The 19,501-nt window shown below is 72.7% G+C and carries 18 protein-coding genes; 5 read left to right on the forward strand and 13 right to left on the reverse strand.

The genetic code is table 11. The annotated features are described in order from the left end of the window. Positions 1–12 precede the first annotated feature (12 nt). Genes ACFY15_RS01360 through ACFY15_RS01370 form a run of 3 tightly spaced genes read left to right on the forward strand, consistent with a single transcriptional unit; the run spans position 13 to position 2,669 of the window. Positions 13–837 (forward strand): Scr1 family TA system antitoxin-like transcriptional regulator, encoded by an 825-nt coding sequence (locus ACFY15_RS01360; protein WP_390824865.1) that lies wholly within the window; start codon positions 13–15, stop codon positions 835–837. Beyond that, positions 834–1,076: a DUF397 domain-containing protein gene (locus ACFY15_RS01365; protein WP_390824866.1), complete on the forward strand. Its 243-nt coding sequence runs from the start codon at positions 834–836 to the stop codon at positions 1,074–1,076. Before ACFY15_RS01360 ends, ACFY15_RS01365 begins: the two co-directional genes overlap by 4 nt. A gap of 60 nt (positions 1,077–1,136) precedes the next feature. Next, on the forward strand, positions 1,137–2,669 hold the full coding sequence (locus ACFY15_RS01370; protein ID WP_390824867.1) for a serine/threonine protein kinase: 1,533 nt from the start codon (positions 1,137–1,139) through the stop codon (positions 2,667–2,669). A gap of 13 nt (positions 2,670–2,682) precedes the next feature. On the opposite strand, the gene ACFY15_RS01375 is transcribed toward ACFY15_RS01370, so the two are convergent. The 11 genes from ACFY15_RS01375 to ACFY15_RS01425 form a co-directional block, all read right to left on the reverse strand. Further along, positions 2,683–3,207, reverse strand: a complete 525-nt coding sequence (locus ACFY15_RS01375; RefSeq protein WP_390824868.1) for a hypothetical protein — start codon at positions 3,205–3,207, stop codon at positions 2,683–2,685. Between the two features lie 80 nt (positions 3,208–3,287). Beyond that, the gene (gene gatB, locus ACFY15_RS01380; protein WP_390685458.1) at positions 3,288–4,799 is read right to left on the reverse strand and encodes an Asp-tRNA(Asn)/Glu-tRNA(Gln) amidotransferase subunit GatB; all 1,512 of its coding nucleotides are present in this window, start codon (positions 4,797–4,799) and stop codon (positions 3,288–3,290) included. Between the two features lie 16 nt (positions 4,800–4,815). Further along, positions 4,816–4,995 (reverse strand): hypothetical protein, encoded by a 180-nt coding sequence (locus ACFY15_RS01385; protein WP_344165909.1) that lies wholly within the window; start codon positions 4,993–4,995, stop codon positions 4,816–4,818. 62 nt (positions 4,996–5,057) lie between these two features. After that, positions 5,058–6,557, reverse strand: coding sequence for an Asp-tRNA(Asn)/Glu-tRNA(Gln) amidotransferase subunit GatA (gene gatA, locus ACFY15_RS01390; protein WP_390685457.1), 1,500 nt, complete (start codon positions 6,555–6,557; stop codon positions 5,058–5,060). Between the two features lie 5 nt (positions 6,558–6,562). Continuing rightward, on the reverse strand, positions 6,563–6,859 hold the full coding sequence (gatC, locus tag ACFY15_RS01395) for an Asp-tRNA(Asn)/Glu-tRNA(Gln) amidotransferase subunit GatC (RefSeq protein WP_007266718.1): 297 nt from the start codon (positions 6,857–6,859) through the stop codon (positions 6,563–6,565). A 344-nt stretch (positions 6,860–7,203) separates the two neighbouring features. Beyond that, the gene (locus ACFY15_RS01400; protein ID WP_390685456.1) at positions 7,204–9,384 is read right to left on the reverse strand and encodes a putative bifunctional diguanylate cyclase/phosphodiesterase; all 2,181 of its coding nucleotides are present in this window, start codon (positions 9,382–9,384) and stop codon (positions 7,204–7,206) included. Between the two features lie 356 nt (positions 9,385–9,740). Next, positions 9,741–11,942: an NAD-dependent DNA ligase LigA gene (gene ligA, locus ACFY15_RS01405; RefSeq protein ID WP_390685455.1), complete on the reverse strand. Its 2,202-nt coding sequence runs from the start codon at positions 11,940–11,942 to the stop codon at positions 9,741–9,743. 31 nt (positions 11,943–11,973) lie between these two features. Beyond that, a complete protein-coding gene (locus ACFY15_RS01410) occupies positions 11,974–12,957 on the reverse strand; it encodes a methionine synthase (protein ID WP_390685454.1) in 984 nt (327 codons plus the stop codon). Next, positions 12,954–13,643 carry an SDR family oxidoreductase gene (locus ACFY15_RS01415; protein WP_390685453.1) on the reverse strand — a complete coding sequence of 230 codons (690 nt, stop codon included), beginning with the start codon at positions 13,641–13,643 and terminating at the stop codon, positions 12,954–12,956. The genes ACFY15_RS01410 and ACFY15_RS01415 overlap by 4 nt, the downstream gene beginning before the upstream one ends. A 67-nt stretch (positions 13,644–13,710) precedes the next feature. Then, positions 13,711–14,055: a DUF1330 domain-containing protein gene (locus tag ACFY15_RS01420; protein ID WP_390685452.1), complete on the reverse strand. Its 345-nt coding sequence runs from the start codon at positions 14,053–14,055 to the stop codon at positions 13,711–13,713. Positions 14,056–14,138: 83 nt separating this feature from the next. Next, positions 14,139–15,179, reverse strand: coding sequence for a GlxA family transcriptional regulator (locus ACFY15_RS01425; RefSeq protein WP_390685451.1), 1,041 nt, complete (start codon positions 15,177–15,179; stop codon positions 14,139–14,141). Between the two features lie 127 nt (positions 15,180–15,306). Here ACFY15_RS01425 and ACFY15_RS01430 point away from each other — a divergent pair, with 127 nt between their 5' ends. Further along, positions 15,307–16,230: an NADP-dependent oxidoreductase gene (locus tag ACFY15_RS01430; protein WP_390685450.1), complete on the forward strand. Its 924-nt coding sequence runs from the start codon at positions 15,307–15,309 to the stop codon at positions 16,228–16,230. Positions 16,231–16,402: 172 nt separating this feature from the next. Here the strand turns inward: ACFY15_RS01430 and mnmA are convergent, their stop codons facing one another. After that, positions 16,403–17,539, reverse strand: a complete 1,137-nt coding sequence (gene mnmA, locus ACFY15_RS01435) for a tRNA 2-thiouridine(34) synthase MnmA (RefSeq protein WP_390685448.1) — start codon at positions 17,537–17,539, stop codon at positions 16,403–16,405. Positions 17,540–17,607: 68 nt separating this feature from the next. Here mnmA and ACFY15_RS01440 point away from each other — a divergent pair, with 68 nt between their 5' ends. Further along, complete coding sequence (locus ACFY15_RS01440) at positions 17,608–18,297, forward strand: N-acetylmuramoyl-L-alanine amidase (protein ID WP_390685447.1); 690 nt, start codon at positions 17,608–17,610, stop codon at positions 18,295–18,297. On the opposite strand, the gene ACFY15_RS01445 is transcribed toward ACFY15_RS01440, so the two are convergent. Further along, complete coding sequence (locus tag ACFY15_RS01445; RefSeq protein ID WP_390685446.1) at positions 18,290–19,453, reverse strand: cysteine desulfurase family protein; 1,164 nt, start codon at positions 19,451–19,453, stop codon at positions 18,290–18,292. The genes ACFY15_RS01440 and ACFY15_RS01445 overlap by 8 nt on opposite strands. Positions 19,454–19,501: the final 48 nt, after the last annotated feature.

Consider the following 19,501-nt stretch of genomic DNA (forward strand, 5'->3'; position numbering starts at 1 on the left):
AAAGTGTCCGGCATGCCCCAGAGCAACAGGCCCCAGCGCAACGCCTCTTGGAAGGTCGTCGGCGTCCTGCTGGCCCATCAGCGCAAGCGCGCCGGGTACACCCAGGTGCAACTGGCCGAACTGGCCTTCTGCGACGTCGAGTCCATCGCCTCCGTTGAACAGGGCCGCAGGCCGCTGTCCGTACGGATGGCCGAGGTCCTCGACAACCACCTCGACTCGAACGGCGTGCTGCACCATGCGGCCGCCGCGATCCCTCGGCGGGAGCGATATCCGGCGTTCGCCCGCGAGTACATGGAGCACGAGGAGGAGGCGCTGAGCCTGCTCTCGTACCAGAACGCCTCGATCCCGGGACTGCTCCAAACCCCGGAGTACGCGGAGGCGGTCTTCTCGAACTTCTACCCGCCGATGCCCGCCGACCAGATCACCCAGCAGACCGAAGACCGGATCGCCCGCCAGAACCTCTTCCAACGCAAACCGCAACCGCCGGTCATGCACTTCATCATCGAGCAGTCCCTGGTGGAGCGTCCGATCGGTGGTCGGGGAATCCTGCGCGGACAGCTGCGCCACCTGCGCGAGATGGCCGAACTCCCCTTCGTAGGACTCCAGATCATGCGCACCAACCGTGAGACTCATGCGGGGCTGGCGGGACCCATGGTGCTGCTGGAGACCCCTGATCACGACCAGCTCGGCTACCTGGAGGGACAGCACGTCAGCTTCCTCCAGGACGACCCGGACGAGGTCCATCTCCTCCATCTCAAGTATGGGATGCTGCGTTCGCAGGCGCTCTCCATCGAGCACAGCAAGAGCCTGCTGGACGACCTGCTAGGAGAGTCATGACGCACCAACTGGCCTGGTTCAAGTCGAGCTACAGCAGCGACGCGGGCGGCGACTGCGTCGAAGTCGCCTATGACTGGCGGAAGTCGAGCCACAGCGGTGACGCCGGCGGCGACTGCGTCGAGGTGGCCGCCCACCCCGCCGCCGTCCACGTCCGGGACTCCAAGGTGACCGGCGGTCCCGTCCTCACCGTCGCCCCCGCCGCCTGGTCCGCCTTCCTCGGGACCACCGTTTCCCATTGACCCCGCCCGCCCCGGCCAGCCAAGCTGATCTCCACTCAACTGACTGGCACTGGGGGCGGCTTGACCAGCCAGAAGCTCTACATCGGCCCAGACTCGGCACCCGACCGGTACCGGTTGCTGCGGTCCATCGGGCGCGGCGGCGAGGCCGTGATCCATCTCGCGGAGATCGAGCTGGCGGGCGGGGCCGAGCCCGTCGTCGTCAAGGTGCTCGACTCCAAGACGACGATCTCGTCCGAGGAGTTCGCCCGGATCAGCCAGAAGTGGAACGAGCAGGCGGAGCTGCTGCGCTTCGTCCACCGGCCCGGGGTCGTCGGCGTGCGGGAGCACTTCGAGGGCCCGCCGATCCACCCTGCGGGTGAGGCCTCCGGCCTGTCCGGGCGGTCTCTGGTGCTGGTCATGAACCATGTCGACGGGCTCGACCTGCGCGACTGGCGGACCGAGCGCGACCTCTCCACCCCCGCCGGGCGGCGCGAGGTGATGGCGACGCTGGAGCAGCTCGCCGACGTGCTGGACTGGCTGCACTCGGGGAAGGCCACCCCCTCCGGGCGCCAGGTGGTCCACGGTGACCTCTCCCCCGGCAACGTGATGGTCGACGCCGACGGGCAGGCCACGCTGGTGGACTTCGGCCTCAGCAAGCTGACCGCCGAACACCGGACGGCCGAGATCTGGTTCACCCCCGGCTACGCGGCCCCCGAGGTCTTCGACGGCAGGCGCACCCCGGCCACGGACCGGTACGCCTTCGGCGCCATCGCGTACTTCCTGCTGAGCGGGGAGTCGCCGCCCCGCACCCCGGGCCTGCTGGCCGAGGCGATGGCGGAGCTGCCCCAGATCGCGGCGCTGGACGCCGAGCAGCGGGCACGGATCGCGGCGCTCTGCGCCGGCGACCCGCAGCAGCGGCCGCCGAGCCTGGCCGGCTGGGTGCAGGACCTCCGCCAGGCCGTGGTGTCCCTCCCGCTGGGCGGGGTCCAGGACGCGCGGCCGACGATGCGGACGCCCGGACGTCGGCGCCCGGCACTGATGGCGGCGGCGGGCGCGGTGCTCCTGGCGGCCCTCGCGCTCACCGGCGTGAAGCTGTTCGGGGACTTCGCGCAAGGGGACGACGGCGGCGGCCCCGACCGTGCGGGAGACACGCGGCCGACGGCCCCGTCCGCCTCCCGGTCGCCTTCCCCGCCCCCTGCTGCGTCCGACCCCGGCGGGGTCTCGCTCACCACCCTGGAACCCGTCGCCAAGAGCGAGTACGCCTGGTTCGAGGCGGGCGACGGCACGCTCGGTTCCCAGCGCTACGACACCGCCCTGGTGGCCGCCGGGCCCTACAAGATCTGCGACGGGTCGGCCTCCTACGACCTGGGCGGCAGCTGGAAGACCCTGACCATGGTCGCCGGCGTCGACGACGCCTCGACGCACGCGAACGCCGGCGTCACCGTGAACGTGGACGGCAGGTCCGTGTGGAGCGGCACCCTGCGTGTCGGATCGCCGAGGCCGCTGTCGATCGACGTCGCGAACGGCAAGCGCCTCGACATCTCCTACGGCGACCCGGGGCGCACCTGCGGGATGGGCCGGCTCGTCCTGGGCGCACCCAGCCTGAAGAAGTAGCGGAGCAGCGGCCTCAGTCGGACGACGACACCCCGAGGTCTGCGCGCATGGCCGCGCGCATCTCCCGGAGCAGGTCCCAGACCTCCTGCTGGGCCCGGGAGACCGTCGCCATCGTCTCGCCCTCCTCGGGGTCGCCCCGCTCCAGCCGTTTGACCTGGCCGTAGACCAGGTTCAACGCGTGGTTGACCTCGGTCGCGGGGCCCAGCACCGGGTCCGGGGCGATCATCTGCGCCTCGGAGTACGTGTCCCGGTGCGCGGCCTTCGCCGCGTCGAGCGCCTCCCGGTCCGCGTCCCCGGCCCCGCCCTCCCGCATGACGTGCAGGTGGCGGTTGAGGGCGGTGGTGAACTGCCGGGAGTCCCGGTTGAGGGCCGTGTAGCAGGCGCGCCGCAGCGCCAGGTTCTCCCGTACCTCCTCGTGCCCGCGCACGAGCTCGATCTCCCGCCGCTTGGCCCGCTCCGCGCCCCGCTGCGTGAGCAGCGACGCGCCCAGGGTCCCCGCCACGCCCACGGCGGCGATGACCATCGCCCCGATCTCCACCCCTGTTCCCCCTCCCCACAGACCGGCGGCCCGTACCGATCGGGTCGATCGGTACGGGCCGCCGGCTCGCAGCTGCCAACCTACTCGGAGACGCCGAGCTTCTCCAGGATGAGCTCCTTGACGCGGGCCGCGTCGGCCTGGCCGCGTGTGGTCTTCATGACCGCGCCGACCAGGGCGCCGACGGCGGCGATCTTGCCGCCGCGGATCTTGTCGGCGATGGCCGCGTTGCCCGCGATGGCCTCGTCCACGGCCGCGCCCAGCGCGCCCTCGTCCGAGACGACCTTCAGGCCGCGCTTCTCGACGACCTCGTCCGGGGTGCCCTCGCCGGCGAGGACGCCCTCGATGACCTGGCGGGCCAGCTTGTCGTTCAGGTCGCCGGCCGCGACCAGGGCGGCGACACGCGCCACCTGGGCCGGGGTGATCGGCAGCTCGTCGACCGACACGCCCTGCTCGTTGGCGTTGCGGGCCAGCTCGCCCATCCACCACTTGCGGGCGGCCGCCGAGTCGGCGCCCTCCTCGATCGTGGCGACGATGGAGTCCACCGCGCCCGCGTTGAGGATGGACTGCATGTCGTGCTCGCTGACGCCCCATTCCTCGCGGAGGCGGTTGCGGCGCACGCGCGGCATCTCCGGGAGGGCGGCGCGCAGCTCCTCGACCCAGGCGCGGGCCGGGGCGACGGGGACGAGGTCGGGCTCCGGGAAGTACCGGTAGTCCTCGGCGTTGTCCTTGATGCGGCCGGCCGTAGTGGAGCCGTCCTCCTCGTGGAAGTGCCGGGTCTCCTGCACGATGGAGCCGCCCGACGAGAGCACCGCCGCGTGGCGCTGGATCTCGAAGCGGGCCGCGCGCTCGACGGAGCGCAGCGAGTTGACGTTCTTCGTCTCCGAGCGGGTGCCGAATTCCTTCGTGCCGTTCGGGCGCAGCGACAGGTTCACGTCGCAGCGCATCTGGCCCTTGTCCATCCGGGCCTCGGAGACGCCGAGGGCCTTGATGACCTCGCGCAGCTCGGCCACGTACGCCTTGGCGACCTCGGGGGCCCGCTCGCCGGCGCCCTCGATCGGCTTGGTGACGATCTCGATGAGGGGGATGCCGGCGCGGTTGTAGTCCAGCAGGGAGTGGGACGCGCCGTGGATACGGCCGGTGGCGCCGCCGACGTGCAGCGACTTTCCGGTGTCCTCCTCCATGTGGGCGCGCTCGATCTCGACGCGGAAGACCTCGCCGTCCTCCAGCTGGACGTCCAGGTAGCCGTTGAAGGCGATGGGCTCGTCGTACTGGGAGGTCTGGAAGTTCTTCGGCATGTCCGGATAGAAGTAGTTCTTCCGGGCGAAACGGCACCACTCGGCGATCTCGCAGTTCAGCGCGAGGCCGATCTTGACGGCGGACTCGACGCCGATCGCGTTGACGACCGGGAGCGAGCCGGGGAGACCGAGGCAGGTGGGGCAGGTCTGCGCGTTGGGCTCGGCGCCCAGCTCGGTGGAGCAGCCGCAGAACATCTTGGTCTTGGTGCCGAGCTCGACATGGACCTCAAGGCCCATGACGGGGTCGTACGACGCGAGGGCGTCTTCGTACGACAGCAGTTCGGTGAAGGTGGTCACGGTGAAACTTTCCCTCTCAGCCCAGCAGGACGTCGTCGTCGCCCAGGCGCTTCAGCTCGCGGTACAGGATCGCGAGCCCGGTGACGATGGCGGCGGCGGACACGACGGCGTCGACGAGCTGGAGCGTGTCGTGCTCGGTGCGGGCCTTGCGCACCTGCTTGATCACACTGAAGGCACCGAAGGCGGTGGTGCCCATCGACAGGTAGGTCCCGGTCTTCGACTTCTTGAAGCCCTTGGCCTTGGACAGCGCACTCGAACTCACAGCGACGGAGCCTCCTCAAGCAGCGGGTGGCCCCAGCGCTCGACGAAGGCGGCCTCGACGGCCGCGCCGACCTTGTACAGACGGTCGTCCTTCATCGCCGGGGCGATGATCTGCAGACCGACCGGGAGACCGTCCTCCGGCGCCAGGCCGCACGGCAGCGACATGGCGGAGTTGCCGGCCAGGTTGGTCGGGATGGTGCAAATGTCCGCGAGGTACATCGCCAGCGGGTCGTCGGTGCGCTCACCGATGGCGAAGGCGGTGGTCGGGGTCGTCGGGGAGACGATCACGTCGACCTGCTCGAAGGCCTTCTCGAAGTCCTTCGTGATGAGCGTGCGGACCTTCTGGGCGGAGCCGTAGTACGCGTCGTAGTAGCCGGAGCTGAGCGCGTACGTGCCGAGGATGACGCGCCGCTTGACCTCGTCGCCGAAGCCGGCTTCGCGGGTCAGGGCGGTGACGTCCTCGGCGGACCTCGTACCGTCGTCGCCGACGCGCAGGCCGTAGCGCATGGCGTCGAAGCGGGCCAGGTTCGAGGAGCACTCGGACGGCGCGATCAGGTAGTACGCGGCCATCGCGAGGTCGAAGGACGGGCAGTCCACCTCGACGATCTCGGCGCCGAGCTCCTTCAGGAGCTCCACCGACTCGTCGAAGCGCTGGGTGACGCCGGCCTGGAAGCCCTCGCCGCGGAACTGCTTGACCACACCGACGCGCATGCCGGCGACGGAGCCGTTGCGGGCGGCCTCGACGACCGGCGGGACCGGGGCGTCGATGGAGGTGGAGTCGAGCGGGTCGTGGCCGGCGATGACCTCGTGGAGGAGGGCCGCGTCCAGGACCGTACGGGCGCAGGGGCCGCCCTGGTCGAGGGAGGAGGAGAAGGCCACCATGCCGTAGCGGGAGACGCCGCCGTAGGTGGGCTTCACGCCGACGGTGCCGGTGACGGCGGCGGGCTGGCGGATGGAGCCGCCGGTGTCCGTGCCGATCGCGAGCGGGGCCTGGAAGGCGGCCAGGGCGGCCGCGGAGCCGCCGCCGGAGCCACCGGGGATCTTGGTCAGGTCCCAGGGGTTGCCGGTGGGGCCGTACGCGCTGTTCTCGGTGGAGGACCCCATGGCGAACTCGTCCATGTTGGTCTTGCCGAGGATGACGACGTCGGCTTCCTTGAGCTTGCGCGTCAGGGTGGCGTCGTAGGGCGGGATCCAGCCTTCGAGGATCTTCGAACCGACGGTGGTCGGTACGCCGACCGTGGTGAAGATGTCCTTGAGGGCGAGCGGGACGCCGGCCAGCGGGCCGAGCTTCTCGCCCGCGGCGCGCTTGGCGTCGACGGCGCGGGCCTGCGCGAGGGCGCCCTCGCGGTCGACGTGGAGGAAGGCGTGGACCTTCTCGTCGGTCGCGTCGATGCGGGCGAGGTGGGCCTCGGTGACCTCGACGGCCGTGAGCTCGCCGGAGGCGATCTTCTCGGCGGTCTCGGCGGCCGTGAGCTTGATGATGTGGGTGTCAGCCATGGTGATTAGTCCTCCCCCAGGATCTGCGGCACCTTGAAACGCTGCTGCTCCTGGGCGGGAGCGCCGGAAAGCGCCTGCTCGGGGGTGAGCGAGGGACGGACCTCGTCCGCGCGCATGACGTTCGTCAGCGGGAGCGGGTGGGAGGTCGGCGGGACGTCTTGGTCGGCGACCTCGGAAACGCGGGCGACCGCGCCGATGATGTCGTCGAGCTGTCCGGCGAAGTGGTCGAGCTCTTCGCTCTTCAGCTCCAGACGCGCCAGCCGAGCGAGGTGGGCGACCTCCTCGCGCGTGATGCCAGGCATGCAGCGATCCTCTGGGGGTGGTGAGTGTGTAGTTTCGCGCCCAATCCTATGGGGCCGGGCCCTGGACCCGGTAAACGGTTTGCCGCCGGCCTGCGCTGCGGTGCGGGTATACCGCTGCGCGGACGCTCTCCCCGCCCCGCCCTTTCGCCGTTCCCCGGGGGCTCCGCCCCCGGACCCCCGCGCCTCGAACGCCGGCGGGGCTGGAAATTCGCTGCGCGAATTCCAGCCCGCGCGGCGTTCGAGCGCAACGGGGTCCGGGGCTCGCCCCTGGGGGCACCTCCCAGCGGTAGCCGGGGGAGGAACGGGCGAAGGGCGGGTAGGGACCTCCGCCCCGCAGGGACCCGCTACGGGGCCGGGGTGTCGGCGGTGGCGGCGAGTTCCGCCGTGATGTCCGCCGGGCGGCGCCAGCCGCGTTCGCCCCTCGCCAGGAGCCAGGCCGTCGCTTCCTGCGGGGGCATCGCGGCGGCGACGAGCCAGCCCTGGACGGCGTCGCAGCCCAGGTCCCTGAGGCGCTCCCACGTCTCGTCGTCCTCCACGCCCTCCGCCACCACCAGGAGGCCCAGGGAGTGGGCCAGGTCCACCGTGCAGCGGACGATCTCCGCGTCCTGGGCGTCGACCGCCAGGCGGGCGACGAAGGAGCGGTCGATCTTCAGCTCGCTCACCGGGAGGCGGCGCAGGTGGACCAGGGAGGAGTAGCCCGTGCCGAAGTCGTCCAGGGACATCTTCACGCCGTGGCCCGTCAGGCCGGCCATGGTGTCGGCCGCGCGCTGCGGGTCCTCCAGGAGGACGTGTTCCGTTATCTCCAGCTGGAGGCCGCTCGCGGGGACCCCGTGGCGGGCCAGGCGGGCGGCCACGGCGCCCGCGAAGCCGGGAGTGTGGACGTCGCGCGGGGAGACGTTGACGGCGACGGGGACCTTCAGGCCCTGGGCGCGCCAGCGGGCGACCTGGGCCAGGGCGGTCTCCAGGACGTACTCGGTCAGGTGCGGCATCAGACCTGAGGTCTCGGCGATGGCGATGAACTCGTCGGGAGGGACGCGGCCGCGCTCCGGGTGGACCCAGCGGACCAGTGCTTCCAGGCCGGCGACCTGGCCGTCGAAGCGGACCTTGGGCTGGTAGTGGAGCTCGACCTCTCCGGCGTCCAGGGCGCGCCGGAGGTCGCCGAGGAGGCCGAGGCGGTCGGGGGTGTTGCTGTCGCGCTTCGACTCGTAGACCTCGACGCCCGTGCGGTCCCGCTTGGCCTGGTACATGGCGACGTCGGCGCGACGCAGGAGGCCCTCCGCGTCCAGGGCGTGGTCCGGGAAGACGGCGAGGCCCGCGCTGGCCTCCAGGACGAGGGTCAGCCCGTCCAGGTCCAGCGGGGAGCTGAGCTCGGCGACCAGGTGGCGGGCGACCCGCTGGGCGCTGGTGGTGGAGTCGGTGGTGGGCAGCAGGACGGCGAACTCGTCGCCGCCGAGGCGGGCCGCCTCGGCCTCCTCCGGGAGGGCCTGCCGCAGCCGGGCGGCGATCTGGAGCAGCAGCCGGTCCCCGGCGAGGTGTCCGAGGGTGTCGTTGACGGCGCGGAAGCGGTCCAGGTCGATCAGGACGAGGGCCGAGCGGGTGCCCAAACGTTCAGCCTCGTCGAGCGCGGCCCAGGTCCGCTCCAGCAGCCACTGCCGGTTCGGCAGCCCGGTCAGCGGGTCGCGCAGCTGCTCCTCGGCGCGGGCGCGGGCGATCCACAGGGTGGAGTCGAGGGCGATGAGCGGCACGGCGAACAGCGGCAGCAGGACCGGCTGGGTGCTGGCGACCACGCAGATCAGGGGGGCGATGCCGAGCAGGGCGGCCGCCACCAGGGCCTGGCGCATCAGGGCCGTGCGGGCCACCGTGGGCAGGCCGCCGCCGGGCGGGGTGAGCGCGAACCACAGCAGGACGCGGGTGACGAGGAGGTAGGAGACGGCGACCAGGGCCACCTCGGGGGCGGCCGCCAGGTCCCAGGTGGTGGGCTGCCACGGTGACTCCACGGTCGGCGCGTCGCCGAAGGCGGCCAGGACGAGGGCGCCCGCGCCGATGCCGAGGATGTCGGCGGAACCGTGCAGCAGCCCCTGGCGCCATCGGTGCCGGCGTGCGGCCCCGACGAGGGTGACCACGGCCAGCGAGACCAGTCCGGCGGGGACCCAGCCGTAGAGGATGAGCACGCCGAGGGTGAGGGCGGCGCCCGATCCCGTACCGCCCCACCAGCGGTCGCGGCCGAGGGCGACGAGGTGGCCCACGATGATGCCGGTGAGCAGGGCCAGCGCCCAGCCGACCGCGCCGCCTGGGAACAGCGACTGACGGGCGGTCAGGGCGGCGACGATCCCGCCCACGAGCAGCACGGCGGCGGAGCCCACGACGGCGGCGGGCAGCACGGTGCGCCGCTGGTCTCCCGCTCCGGTGTCCAGGGGGCGGGTCTGCGGTGTCCTGGCACGCAGGACACCGAGCCGGCCCGCCCGCAAGGACGGGGGGTCCCCGCCGAGTTCAGGTGACGGGTCGGCGCTTTCGGTGGGTTTCATGCCCGTCCCTCTCACAGCCGGCGATGCCGATGTCGCGCGATGGCCCCGATGTCGCGCCATCACGGCTGGAAGGCACATCAGGCAGCCGCGCACGACAGGCGCACCCCACAACAGTAGGACGGGAGAGGCTCCCAGGGGCAGCAGTCGGCGGTGGTTGCCCGAATGCGACCCAGCCATCCTCATCAGTACGGTATCCGCCGAACGGGTGAGTTTGGACCAGGCCCCCCTGTCACCCCACCGATGATCCGACAGCTCACCGGCCTTCGACCAGCCATGTACCGGCCGTTTACCACCGGGCGCCGCGCCGGGGCGTACGCCCGCCCGTACGGCCGCACGCCGCGCATCCGTTCGCGGTACTACTGCCCTTCGCCGCCGCCGTCCAGCGGAAGGGCCGCCTCCAGGGCCGCTTCGGGCCCCTGTTCGAGCAGGACCTCGAAGCCGGCGTCGTCGAGGACCGGGAGCTTCAGCTGGACGGCCTTGTCGTACTTCGAGCCGGGGTTGTCGCCGACCACGACGAAGGAGGTCTTCTTCGACACCGAGCCGGTCACCTTGGCGCCGCGGCTCTGCAGGGCCTCCTTGGCGCCGTCCCGGGTGTGGTTCTGAAGGGTGCCCGTGACGACGACGGTCAGGCCCTCCAGGGGGCGCGGGCCCTCCTCCTCGCCGGAGCCCTCCTCCTCCATGCGCACCCCGGCCGCCCGCCACTTGCGCAGGATCTCCTGGTGCCAGTCGACGGCGAACCATTCCTTGAGGGAGGCGGCGATGATCGCGCCGACGCCCTCGGTCGCGGTGAGCTCCTCCTCGGTGGCCTGTTCGATGCGGTCGATCGACCGGAACTCGCGGGCGAGGGCCTCCGCGGCGACCGGGCCGACGTGCCGGATGGACAGGCCGTTGATGATGCGGGCCAGCGGACGCTCCTTGGCGGCCGCGATGTTCTCCAGCATCGCCAGGGCGTTCTTCTTCGGCTCGCCCTTCTGGTTGGCGAAGACCGTGACGATCTTCTCCTGGCCCGTCTTCGGGTCCCGCTTGGGCAGTCCGCTGTCCGGGTCGAGGACGTACGCCTTGATGGGCAGCAGCTGCTCGATGGTGAGGTCGAAGAGGTCGCCCTCGTCGAGCAGCGGCGGCTGCGCCGGCTCCAGCGGGCCGGTGAGGGCGGCGGCGGCCACCATGCCGAAGTTCTCGATGTCCAGGGACTGCCGTCCGGCCAGGTAGAAGAGGCGCTCGCGCAACTGGGCGGGGCAGGTCTGCCCGTTGGGGCAGCGGACGTCGATGTCCCCTTCCTTCATGGGGCGCAGGGCCGTCCCGCACTCGGGGCACCGCGTCGGCATCACGAACTCCCGCTCGCTGCCGTCGCGCAGGTCCACCACCGGCCCGAGGATCTCGGGGATGACGTCGCCCGCCTTGCGCAGGACGACGGTGTCCCCGATGAGGACGCCCTTGGCCTTGACGACCTCCTGGTTGTGCAGGGTCGCGAACTCGACCTCGGAGCCGGCCACCGTCACCGGCTCGACCTGGGCGTACGGGGTGACGCGCCCGGTGCGGCCGACGCCGACCTTGATGTCGACCAGCTTGGTGTTGACCTCTTCGGGGGCGTACTTCCAGGCGATGGCCCAGCGCGGGGCGCGGGCGGTGGAGCCGAGCCGGCCCTGGAGGGCGATCTCGTCGAGCTTGACGACGACGCCGTCGATCTCGTGCTCCACGGAGTGCCGGTCCTCGCCGAAGCGGGCGATGAAGGCGCGCACCTCGGCGAGGGAGGACACCACCGCGTTGTGCCGGGCGGTGGGCAGGCCCCACTCGCGCAGCAGCTCGTAGGCCTGCGACTGGCGCTCGATCTCGAAGCCCTCGCGGGCGCCGATGCCGTGCACCACCATGTGCAGCGGGCGGGTGGCGGTGACCTTGGGGTCCTTCTGGCGCAGGGAACCGGCCGCGGCGTTGCGCGGGTTGGCGAAGGGCTTGCCCTCGGCCTCCACCAGCCGGGCGTTGAGCTCCTCGAACTTCTCCATCGGGAAGTACACCTCGCCGCGGATCTCGACGAGGGCCGGGACCCGGTCCCCCTTGAGGCGGTCCGGGATCTCGGCGATGGTGCGGACGTTGGGCGTGATGTCCTCGCCGGTGCGGCCGTCGCCGCGGGTGGCGGCGCGGGTGAGGCGGCCGTTCTCGTAGGTGAGGTTGACGGCGAGGCCGTCCACCTTGAGCTCGCACAGGTAGTGGTAGTCCGGGGTGTTCACGTCCCGGGCGACCCGGTCGGCCCAGGCGGACAGTTCCTCGTCGTCGAAGGCGTTGTCGAGGGAGAGCATGCGCTCGCGGTGCTCGACGGAGGCGAAGTCCGTCTCGTACGCCCCGGCCACCTTCTGGGTGGGCGAGTCGGGCGTGCGCAGCTCGGGGTACTGCTCCTCCAGGGCCTCCAGCGAGCGCAGCAGCTGGTCGAACTCGGCGTCGCTGACGACCGGCTGGTCGTTCACGTAGTACCGGAAGCGGTGCTCCTCGACCTGCTCGGCGAGCAGCTGGTGCTGCTCGCGCGCCGCCGTCGGTACTGCCGTGTCCTGCTGTTCGGCTGCCATGCCGTGTCCTCCCGTGGCCCGTCCTCGTCCGTCACTCAGGGTTGTCGGCGAGCGACCTCGCCGCCCTGACGCAGTGGGCCTGCACCGCGCGGGCGTAGGCGGGCGAGGCGCCCGCCAGACCGCACGAGGGGGTGACCACGACGGACTCGGCGAGAGTCCCCGGAGCCAGCCCCAGCCTGCGCCAAAGCTTCCTGACACCCATGACGCTACCGCCCGGGTCCGACAACGGGCCGTCGGTCCCCGGCACCACTCCGGCGAAGAGTTTCATCCCGCCTTCGACGGCTTCGCCGATGGCGTCGTCCTCGCGCTCGGTGAGCAGGGAAAAATCGAACGAGACGGCCGCGGCGCCGGCCCGGCGCAGCAGCGCGAAGGGGACGTCGGGCGCGCAGGAGTGGACGACGACCTCCCCGTCGTGGACGGAGAACAGGTCGCGCAGGGCGCTCTCGACGACCTGCCGGTCGACCGCCCGGTAGGTGCGGTAGCCGCTGGCGGAGCGCACCCGGCCGCGCAGGACGGCGGTGAGCGAGGGCTCGTCGTACTGGAGGACGATCTCGGCGCCCGGGACGCGCTTGCGGACGTCGGCGAGGTGGCCGCGCATGCCCTCGGCGAGGGAGGCGGCGAGGTCGCGGCAGGCTCCGGCGTCCTGGAGGACGGCCTCGCCGCCGTGCAGTTCGAGGGCGGCGGCCAGTGTCCACGGCCCGACGGCCTGGACCTTCAGCCTGCCGGTGTACCCCTGGGTGAACTCCTCCAGCGCGTCGAGGTCCTCGCCGAGCCAGGAGCGGGCCCGCCGGGTGTCGCGGCCGGGGCGGTCGCTGATCCGCCAGCCGCTGGGCTCGACGTGGGCGTACAGGTCGACCAGCAGGCCGAGGGAGCGGCCGATCATGTCGGCGCCGGGCCCGCGGGCGGGCAGTTCGGGGAGGTACGGGAAGTCCTCGAAGGAGCCCGTGGCGGTCTTGGCGGCCTCGCGGGCGTCGCCGCCCGGCAGGGATCCGACGCCGGTTGCACCCGCGGTCATCGGCCGGGCCTGACGCTCAGGTCGACGACCTCGGCGTCGCGCGGCAGGTCGACGGCCATGACGATGGTGGTGGCCACGGACTCGGGGTCGACCCAGGCGGTGGGGTCGTACTCCTTGCCCTCCTGCGAGTGGACCTTGGCCTGCATGGGGCTGGCGGTGCGGCCGGGGTAGACCGAGGTGACGCGGATGCCGTTGGCCTTCTCCTCGGCGCGCAGGGAGTCGGCGAGGGCCTTGAGGCCGTGCTTGGAGGCGGCGTAGGCGCTCCACTCGGCGTGGGCGCTCAGGCCGGCGCCGGAGTTCACGAAGACGACGGTCGCCCTGGAGGCCCGCAGGGTGGGCAGCAGGAGGCGGGTGACCTCGGCGGGGGCGATCAGGTTGACGTTGAGCTGCTGGTGCCAGGTCTTGGGGCGCAGTTCGCCGACGGGGCCGAGGTCGACGATCCCGGCGATGTGCAGGAGGGAGTCGATCCGCTCGGGCATCGGCTGCTTGGAGAAAGCCCAGGAGAGCCGGTCGGGGTCCGCGAGGTCGCCAACGAGGGTCCGGGCTCCGGGGTAGCGCTCGACGAGCTGCCGGGCGCGGGCGGCGTCACGGGCGAGCAGGACGAGGTCGTCGCCGCGGGCGTGCAGGCGGGAGGCGACCGCGGCTCCGATGCCGGAGCCGGCACCGGTGATCAGGTGAGTAGGCATACGGCCATGCTCGCACCCCGCGGCGGCCGTCGGCCCCGCCGCCCGGGGCCTGCCGGCGCGGCCGGTGTCAGAGCCCCGCGGACGCGCGGAGGGCGGTGGCCGTCTTCGTGGCGTCGTAGCCCGCCGGGACGCCGTCGACGAGGAGGATGTCGCCGGGGATGTGCCGGGTGCGCAGGGGCAGGATCTCCTGGTAGGCGGGGGAGGCGTACCAGGCGCGGGCGCACTCGATGTCCGGGAAGGCGATGATCACGAGGTCGCCGGGGAAGGAGCCCTCCAGTACCTCGACCGGGTTGCCGTGGACGAGGAAGCGGCCCTCGAAGGGGTCCATGGTCGACTGGATCTCCTCGATGTAGCGGAGGATGTCCTCGTTCATGGTCTGGGGACGTATGTGGCCGATGGCGTACGCGGTCATGTCTGGCTCCCGATTCCCTGGTCCGGACGGCTTGTTGATCTCATCGTGGCAGGGGCGCGGGGGCCGGTCGATTACCTGCGGGGTCATGCCGGCCGCAGGGCCGGGGCGGTGGACCGGAAGGTGCGGCGGTAGGCGATCGGGGAGACGCCGAGGGACGCGCGCATGTGCTGGCGCAGGGAGTTCGCGGTGCCGAAGCCGGCGCGGTGGGCGACCAGGTCGACGGGCAGGTCGCTGGACTCCAGCAGGTCGCGGGCGACTTCGAGCCGCTGCGCGGTGAGCCACTGGACGGGGGTCATGCCGACCTCGTCGCGGAAGCGGCGGGTGAAGGTGCGCAGGCTCATCCGGGCGTGGGCGGCGAGCTCGGCGAGGCTGACCGGTTCGGCGAGGCGTTCCAGGGCCCAGGCGCGGGTGGCGGTGGTGGTGGCGACCGTGGGTTCGGGGACGGGGCGGTCGATGTACTGGGCCTGCCCGCCGTCGCGCCAGGGCGGGACGACGCAGATGCGGGCGGCCCGGTTGGTGACGGCGGCGCCGTGGTCGCGGCGGATCAGGTGCAGGCACAGGTCGACGCCGGCGGAGACCCCGGCCGAGGTCAGGACGTCGCCGTCGTCGACGAAGAGCACGTCCTCGTCGACGCGGACCCCGGGGTAGGCCCGGCGGAACTCCCGGGCGAGGTTCCAGTGGGTGGTGGCGGGCCGGCCGTCGAGCAGCCCGGCGGCGGCGAGGACGTAGGAGCCGGTGCAGATGGACACCAGGCGGGTGCCGGGGCGGATGCCCGCGATGGCCGCGGCGACGGCGGGCGGCAGCGGCCCGCCGAGGGCCAGCTCGGGCATGGCGTGGGTGGGCGGGACGATCACGGTGTCGGCGGCGGCGAGGGCTTCGGGCCCGGCGGCGGGCTGGAGGGTGAAGCCGGAGTCGCTGGGCACGGGGAGGCCGTCGGCGGTGCAGACCACGACCTCGTAGAGGGCTTCGCCGTCGTCGTCCACGGCGCTGCCGAAGACCCGGGAGGGGATGCCCAGCTCGAACGGGGGGAAGCCGGGCAGGGCCAGCACCGCGACGAGGTGCCTGCCGCCCGCGCCGCGGCCCGGCCTGGCCGCGTCCTCGGTGCGTTCCCACGTCTCACTCATGGCCAGATCCTGTCACATAGTGGCCAAACGGCCAACACCGCGGAGGTGCGCGGTGCCCCAGTCTGGGACCCGTCGCCGGGAAACGGCCCGGAATCAGACGCAAACGGATGGAATGAGGCAGGCGGACATGCGCGCGATCGTCGTGAACGAGTGGGGCGGCCCGGAGAACCTGGTCGAGCGGGAGATCGACCGGCCCGAGCCCGGTTTCGGCGAGGTCCTCGTCCGGATCCACGCGGCCGGCGTGAACCCGGTCGACTGGAAGACCCGGGCCAGCGGGGCCCTGATCGCCTGGGGCGAGAGCCCGATCGTGGGCTGGGACGTGTCCGGCACGGTCGAGGCGGTCGGCCCCGGCGTCACCCTCTTCGCCCCCGGTGACGAGGTGTACGGGATGCCGCACTTCCCGCGCCAGGCGGGCGGCTACGCCGAGTACGCGGTCGCCCCGGCCCGGCAGCTGGCGGCGAAGCCCGCCTCCCTGAGCCACGTCGAGGCCGCCGCCCTGCCGCTGGCCGCGCTGACCGCCTGGCAGGCACTGGTGGACACCGCGGACGTGCGTCCCGGCGAGCGGGTCCTGGTGCACGCGGCCGCCGGCGGCGTCGGGCACCTGGCGGTGCAGATCGCCAAGGCGCGCGGGGCGTACGTGATCGGCACGGCCAGCGCGGGCAAGCACGAGCTGCTGCGCTCGCTGGGCGCGGACGAGGTCGTGGACTACCGCGCGGTGGCCTTCGAGGACGTCGTCTCGGACGTGGACGTGGTCCTGGACGGCCTCGGCGGCGAGGTCGCCGAGCGCTCCCTCTCGGTGCTGCGCGAGGGCGGCCGGCTAATCACCCTGCCCGGCCCGGACGACATCCCGGCCGACACCCGCGGCTTCCGCGCGGACTGGGTGCTGGTCGAGCCGGACCGGCTGGGGCTGCGCGAGATCGCGGCACTGGCCGACGGCGGCGCGCTGAAGCCGCTGGTGGAGGCGGTGCTGCCGCTGGAGCGGGCCGCCGAGGCCCACGAGCTCGGCGAGCGGGGCCGGACCACCGGCAAGATCGTCCTGTCGGTGGTCTGAGCCGGGGACCTCCTGGTGCTCTGACGGAAAGGTGCGCCGGTTCGCGGCGTCCGGTGCGGTGCGTCGCAAGGCGGAGGGCCACGGCTCGTACTGGACGTACTTGCGTGGCCCCACAACGCGGCGAGGTGCCGTGCCGGGCGTCGTGAGGCGGTGAGCCCTTCCGGTCGGAGCGCTAGACGGCGGAGGCGGTGGCCCGGGTGGTGGTGGCGATGGTGGCGGAGCCGACCACGCGGGTGCCGTCGTAGAGCACGATCGCCTGGCCGGGGGCCACGCCGCGGACCGGCTCGGTGAAGCGGACGCGCAGTTCGCCGTCCACGACCTCGGCGAAGACCTCCGTCTCGCCGCCGTGGGCGCGCAGCTGGGCGGTGTAGGTGCCCGCCGGGGCGGCGGTGGAGCCGCACCAGCGGGGGCGGATCGCGGTGAGGGCTGTGACGTCGAGGGCCTCGGCGGGGCCGACGGTGACGGTGTTGTTCACCGGCGAGATGTCGAGGACGTAGCGGGGCTTGCCGTCGGGGGCGGGGTGGCCGATGCGCAGGCCCTTGCGCTGGCCGATGGTGAAGCCGTACGCCCCGTCGTGGGTGCCGACCTTCTCGCCGGTCGCCTCGTCGACGATGTCGCCCTCGGCCTTGCCGAGGCGCTGGGCGAGGAAGCCCTGGGTGTCGCCGTCGGCGATGAAGCAGATGTCGTGGCTGTCGGGCTTCTTCGCCACGGCCAGGCCCCGGCGCTCGGCCTCGGCGCGGATCTCGTCCTTGGTGGTGACCGTGTCGCCCAGCGGGAAGAGGGCGTGGGCCAGCTGCTTCTCGTCGAGGACGCCGAGGACGTAGGACTGGTCCTTGGCCATGTCGGAGGCGCGGTGCATCTCGCGCGTGCCGTCCTCCTTCTCCACGATCGTCGCGTAGTGGCCCGTGCAGACGGCGTCGAAGCCGAGGGCGAGGGCCTTGTCGAGGAGGGCCGCGAACTTGATCTTCTCGTTGCAGCGCAGGCAGGGGTTCGGGGTGCGCCCGGCCTCGTACTCGGCGACGAAGTCCTCGACCACGTCCTCGCGGAAGCGCTCGGCGAGGTCCCAGCAGTAGAAGGGGATGCCGATGACGTCGGCGGCGCGGCGGGCGTCGCGGGAGTCCTCGATGGTGCAGCAGCCGCGGGCGCCGGTCCGGAAGGACTGGGGGTTCGCGGAGAGCGCCAGGTGGACGCCCGTGACGTCGTGCCCGGCCTCGACCGCGCGCGCGGCGGCGACGGCGGAGTCCACGCCGCCGGACATGGCGGCGAGGACGCGGAGGGGGCGGGCGGTGCGCGGCAGGTTCTCAGTCATAGCGTCTTCCAGGGTACGGGGAACCGCGCGGGGTCACGGCGCGTTGTCGGCGGTGGGGGGTGGATCACATGACCGAGAAGGGCGCGAAGGCCAAGGGCGGGGGCCGGACCCGGCGGGCGGTGCTGTTCGGCGGGCTCGGGGTGCTCGCGGTGGGGGCACTGGCGGGGCAGCAGGAGCTCCGGCGGGCCTGGTGGCTGCTGCCGGGGGTGAGCAAGCCGCGCAAGGAGGGGGAGGTGGACTCCCCCGGGGTGGGCTGGACGGCGGCCTCGCCGGCGAACTGGCGGATGGCGGACCGGCCCGACGACTACCGGGTGGACCGGATCGTCGTGCATGTCACACAGGGGGACTTCGCCTCGTCGGTGGACGCGTTCAAGAACCCCTTCCACAAGGCGTCCGCGCACTACATAGTCCGCCAGGACGGGCACGTGGAGCAGATGGTGCGCGAGCTGGACGTCGCCTTCCACGCCGGGAACCGGTCCATGAACGAGCGCAGCGTCGGCATCGAGCACGAGGGATTCGTCGACCGCCCGCAGGACTTCACGGACGCGATGTACGCGGCGTCGGCGCGGCTGGCGGCGGACGTCTGCCGGAGGTATCACATACCGGTGGACCGCACGCACCTCCTGGGCCACTCGGAGGTCCCGGGCGCCGACCACACCGACCCGGGACCGCACTGGGACTGGGACCGCTACCTGCGGACGGTCCGGGAGGAACTCGCCCGGACCGCTCCCGCGCAGGCCGGCCACAGCACTAGCTGAGGCCGGCCGTGCGGGCCCTGGCCACGGCCGGGCCGATGGCCGCCGCCACCGCCGCGACGTCCTCCTTGGTGGAGGTGTGCCCCAGGGAGAAGCGGAGGGTGCCGCGGGCCAGCTGCGGGTCGGTGCCGGTGGCGAGCAGGACGTGGCTGGGCTGGGCGACGCCCGCCGTGCAGGCGGAGCCGGTCGAGCACTCGATGCCCTGCGCGTCCAGGAGCAGCAGCAGGGAGTCACCCTCGCAGCCGGGGAAGCTGAAGTGGGCGTTGGCCGGGAGCCGGTCCTCGGGGTCCCCGCCGAGGACGGCGTCGGGGACGGCCGCGAGGACGGCGCCGATCAGCTCGTCGCGCAGCGCGCCGACCTCGGCGGCGAACCGCTCGCGCCGCTCGGCGGCGAGGACGGCCGACACCGCGAAGGCGGCGATGGCGGGCACGTCGAGGGTCCCGGAGCGGACGTGCCGCTCCTGTCCGCCGCCGTGCAGCACGGGGACGGGGGTCTGGTCGCGGCCGAGGAGCAGGGCGCCGATGCCGTAGGGGCCGCCGATCTTGTGGCCGCTGACGGTCATCGCGGCGAGGCCGCTGTCGCCGAAGCGGACGTCGAGCTGTCCGACGGCCTGGACGGCGTCGGAGTGCAGCGGGACGCCGTGCTCGCGGGCGACGGCGGCGAGTTCGCGGACCGGCATGACGGTGCCGATCTCGTTGTTGGCCCACATGACGGTGGCCAGGGCGATGTCGTCGGGGCCCCGCTCGACGGCCTCCCGGAAGGCCTCGGGGCGGACCCGGCCGTGGTGGTCGACGGGGAGGTACTCGACGTCGGCCCCTTCGTGCTCGGCGAGCCAGTGGACGGCGTCGAGGACGGCGTGGTGTTCCACGGGGCTGGTGAGGATGCGGGTGCGGGCCGGGTCGGCGTCGCGGCGGGCCCAGTAGAGGCCCTTGACGGCGAGGTTGTCGGCCTCGGTGCCGCCGGCGGTGAAGACCACCTCGCTGGGGCGGGCGCCGAGCGCTTCGGCGAGGGCCTCGCGGGCCTCCTCGACGGTGCGGCGGGCGCGGCGGCCGGCGGCGTGCAGGGAGGAGGCGTTACCGGTGGCGGCGAACTGCGCGGTCATCGCCGCGGCGGCTTCCGGGAGCATCGGCGTGGTCGCGGCGTGGTCGAGGTAGGCCATGATTTTTTGATTCTACGAGTCCCCCGCCCCGCCCGTCCGCGCGCGGGG

Source organism: Streptomyces sp. NPDC001373 (assembly GCF_042895815.1).
Classification (GTDB): domain Bacteria; phylum Actinomycetota; class Actinomycetes; order Streptomycetales; family Streptomycetaceae; genus Streptomyces.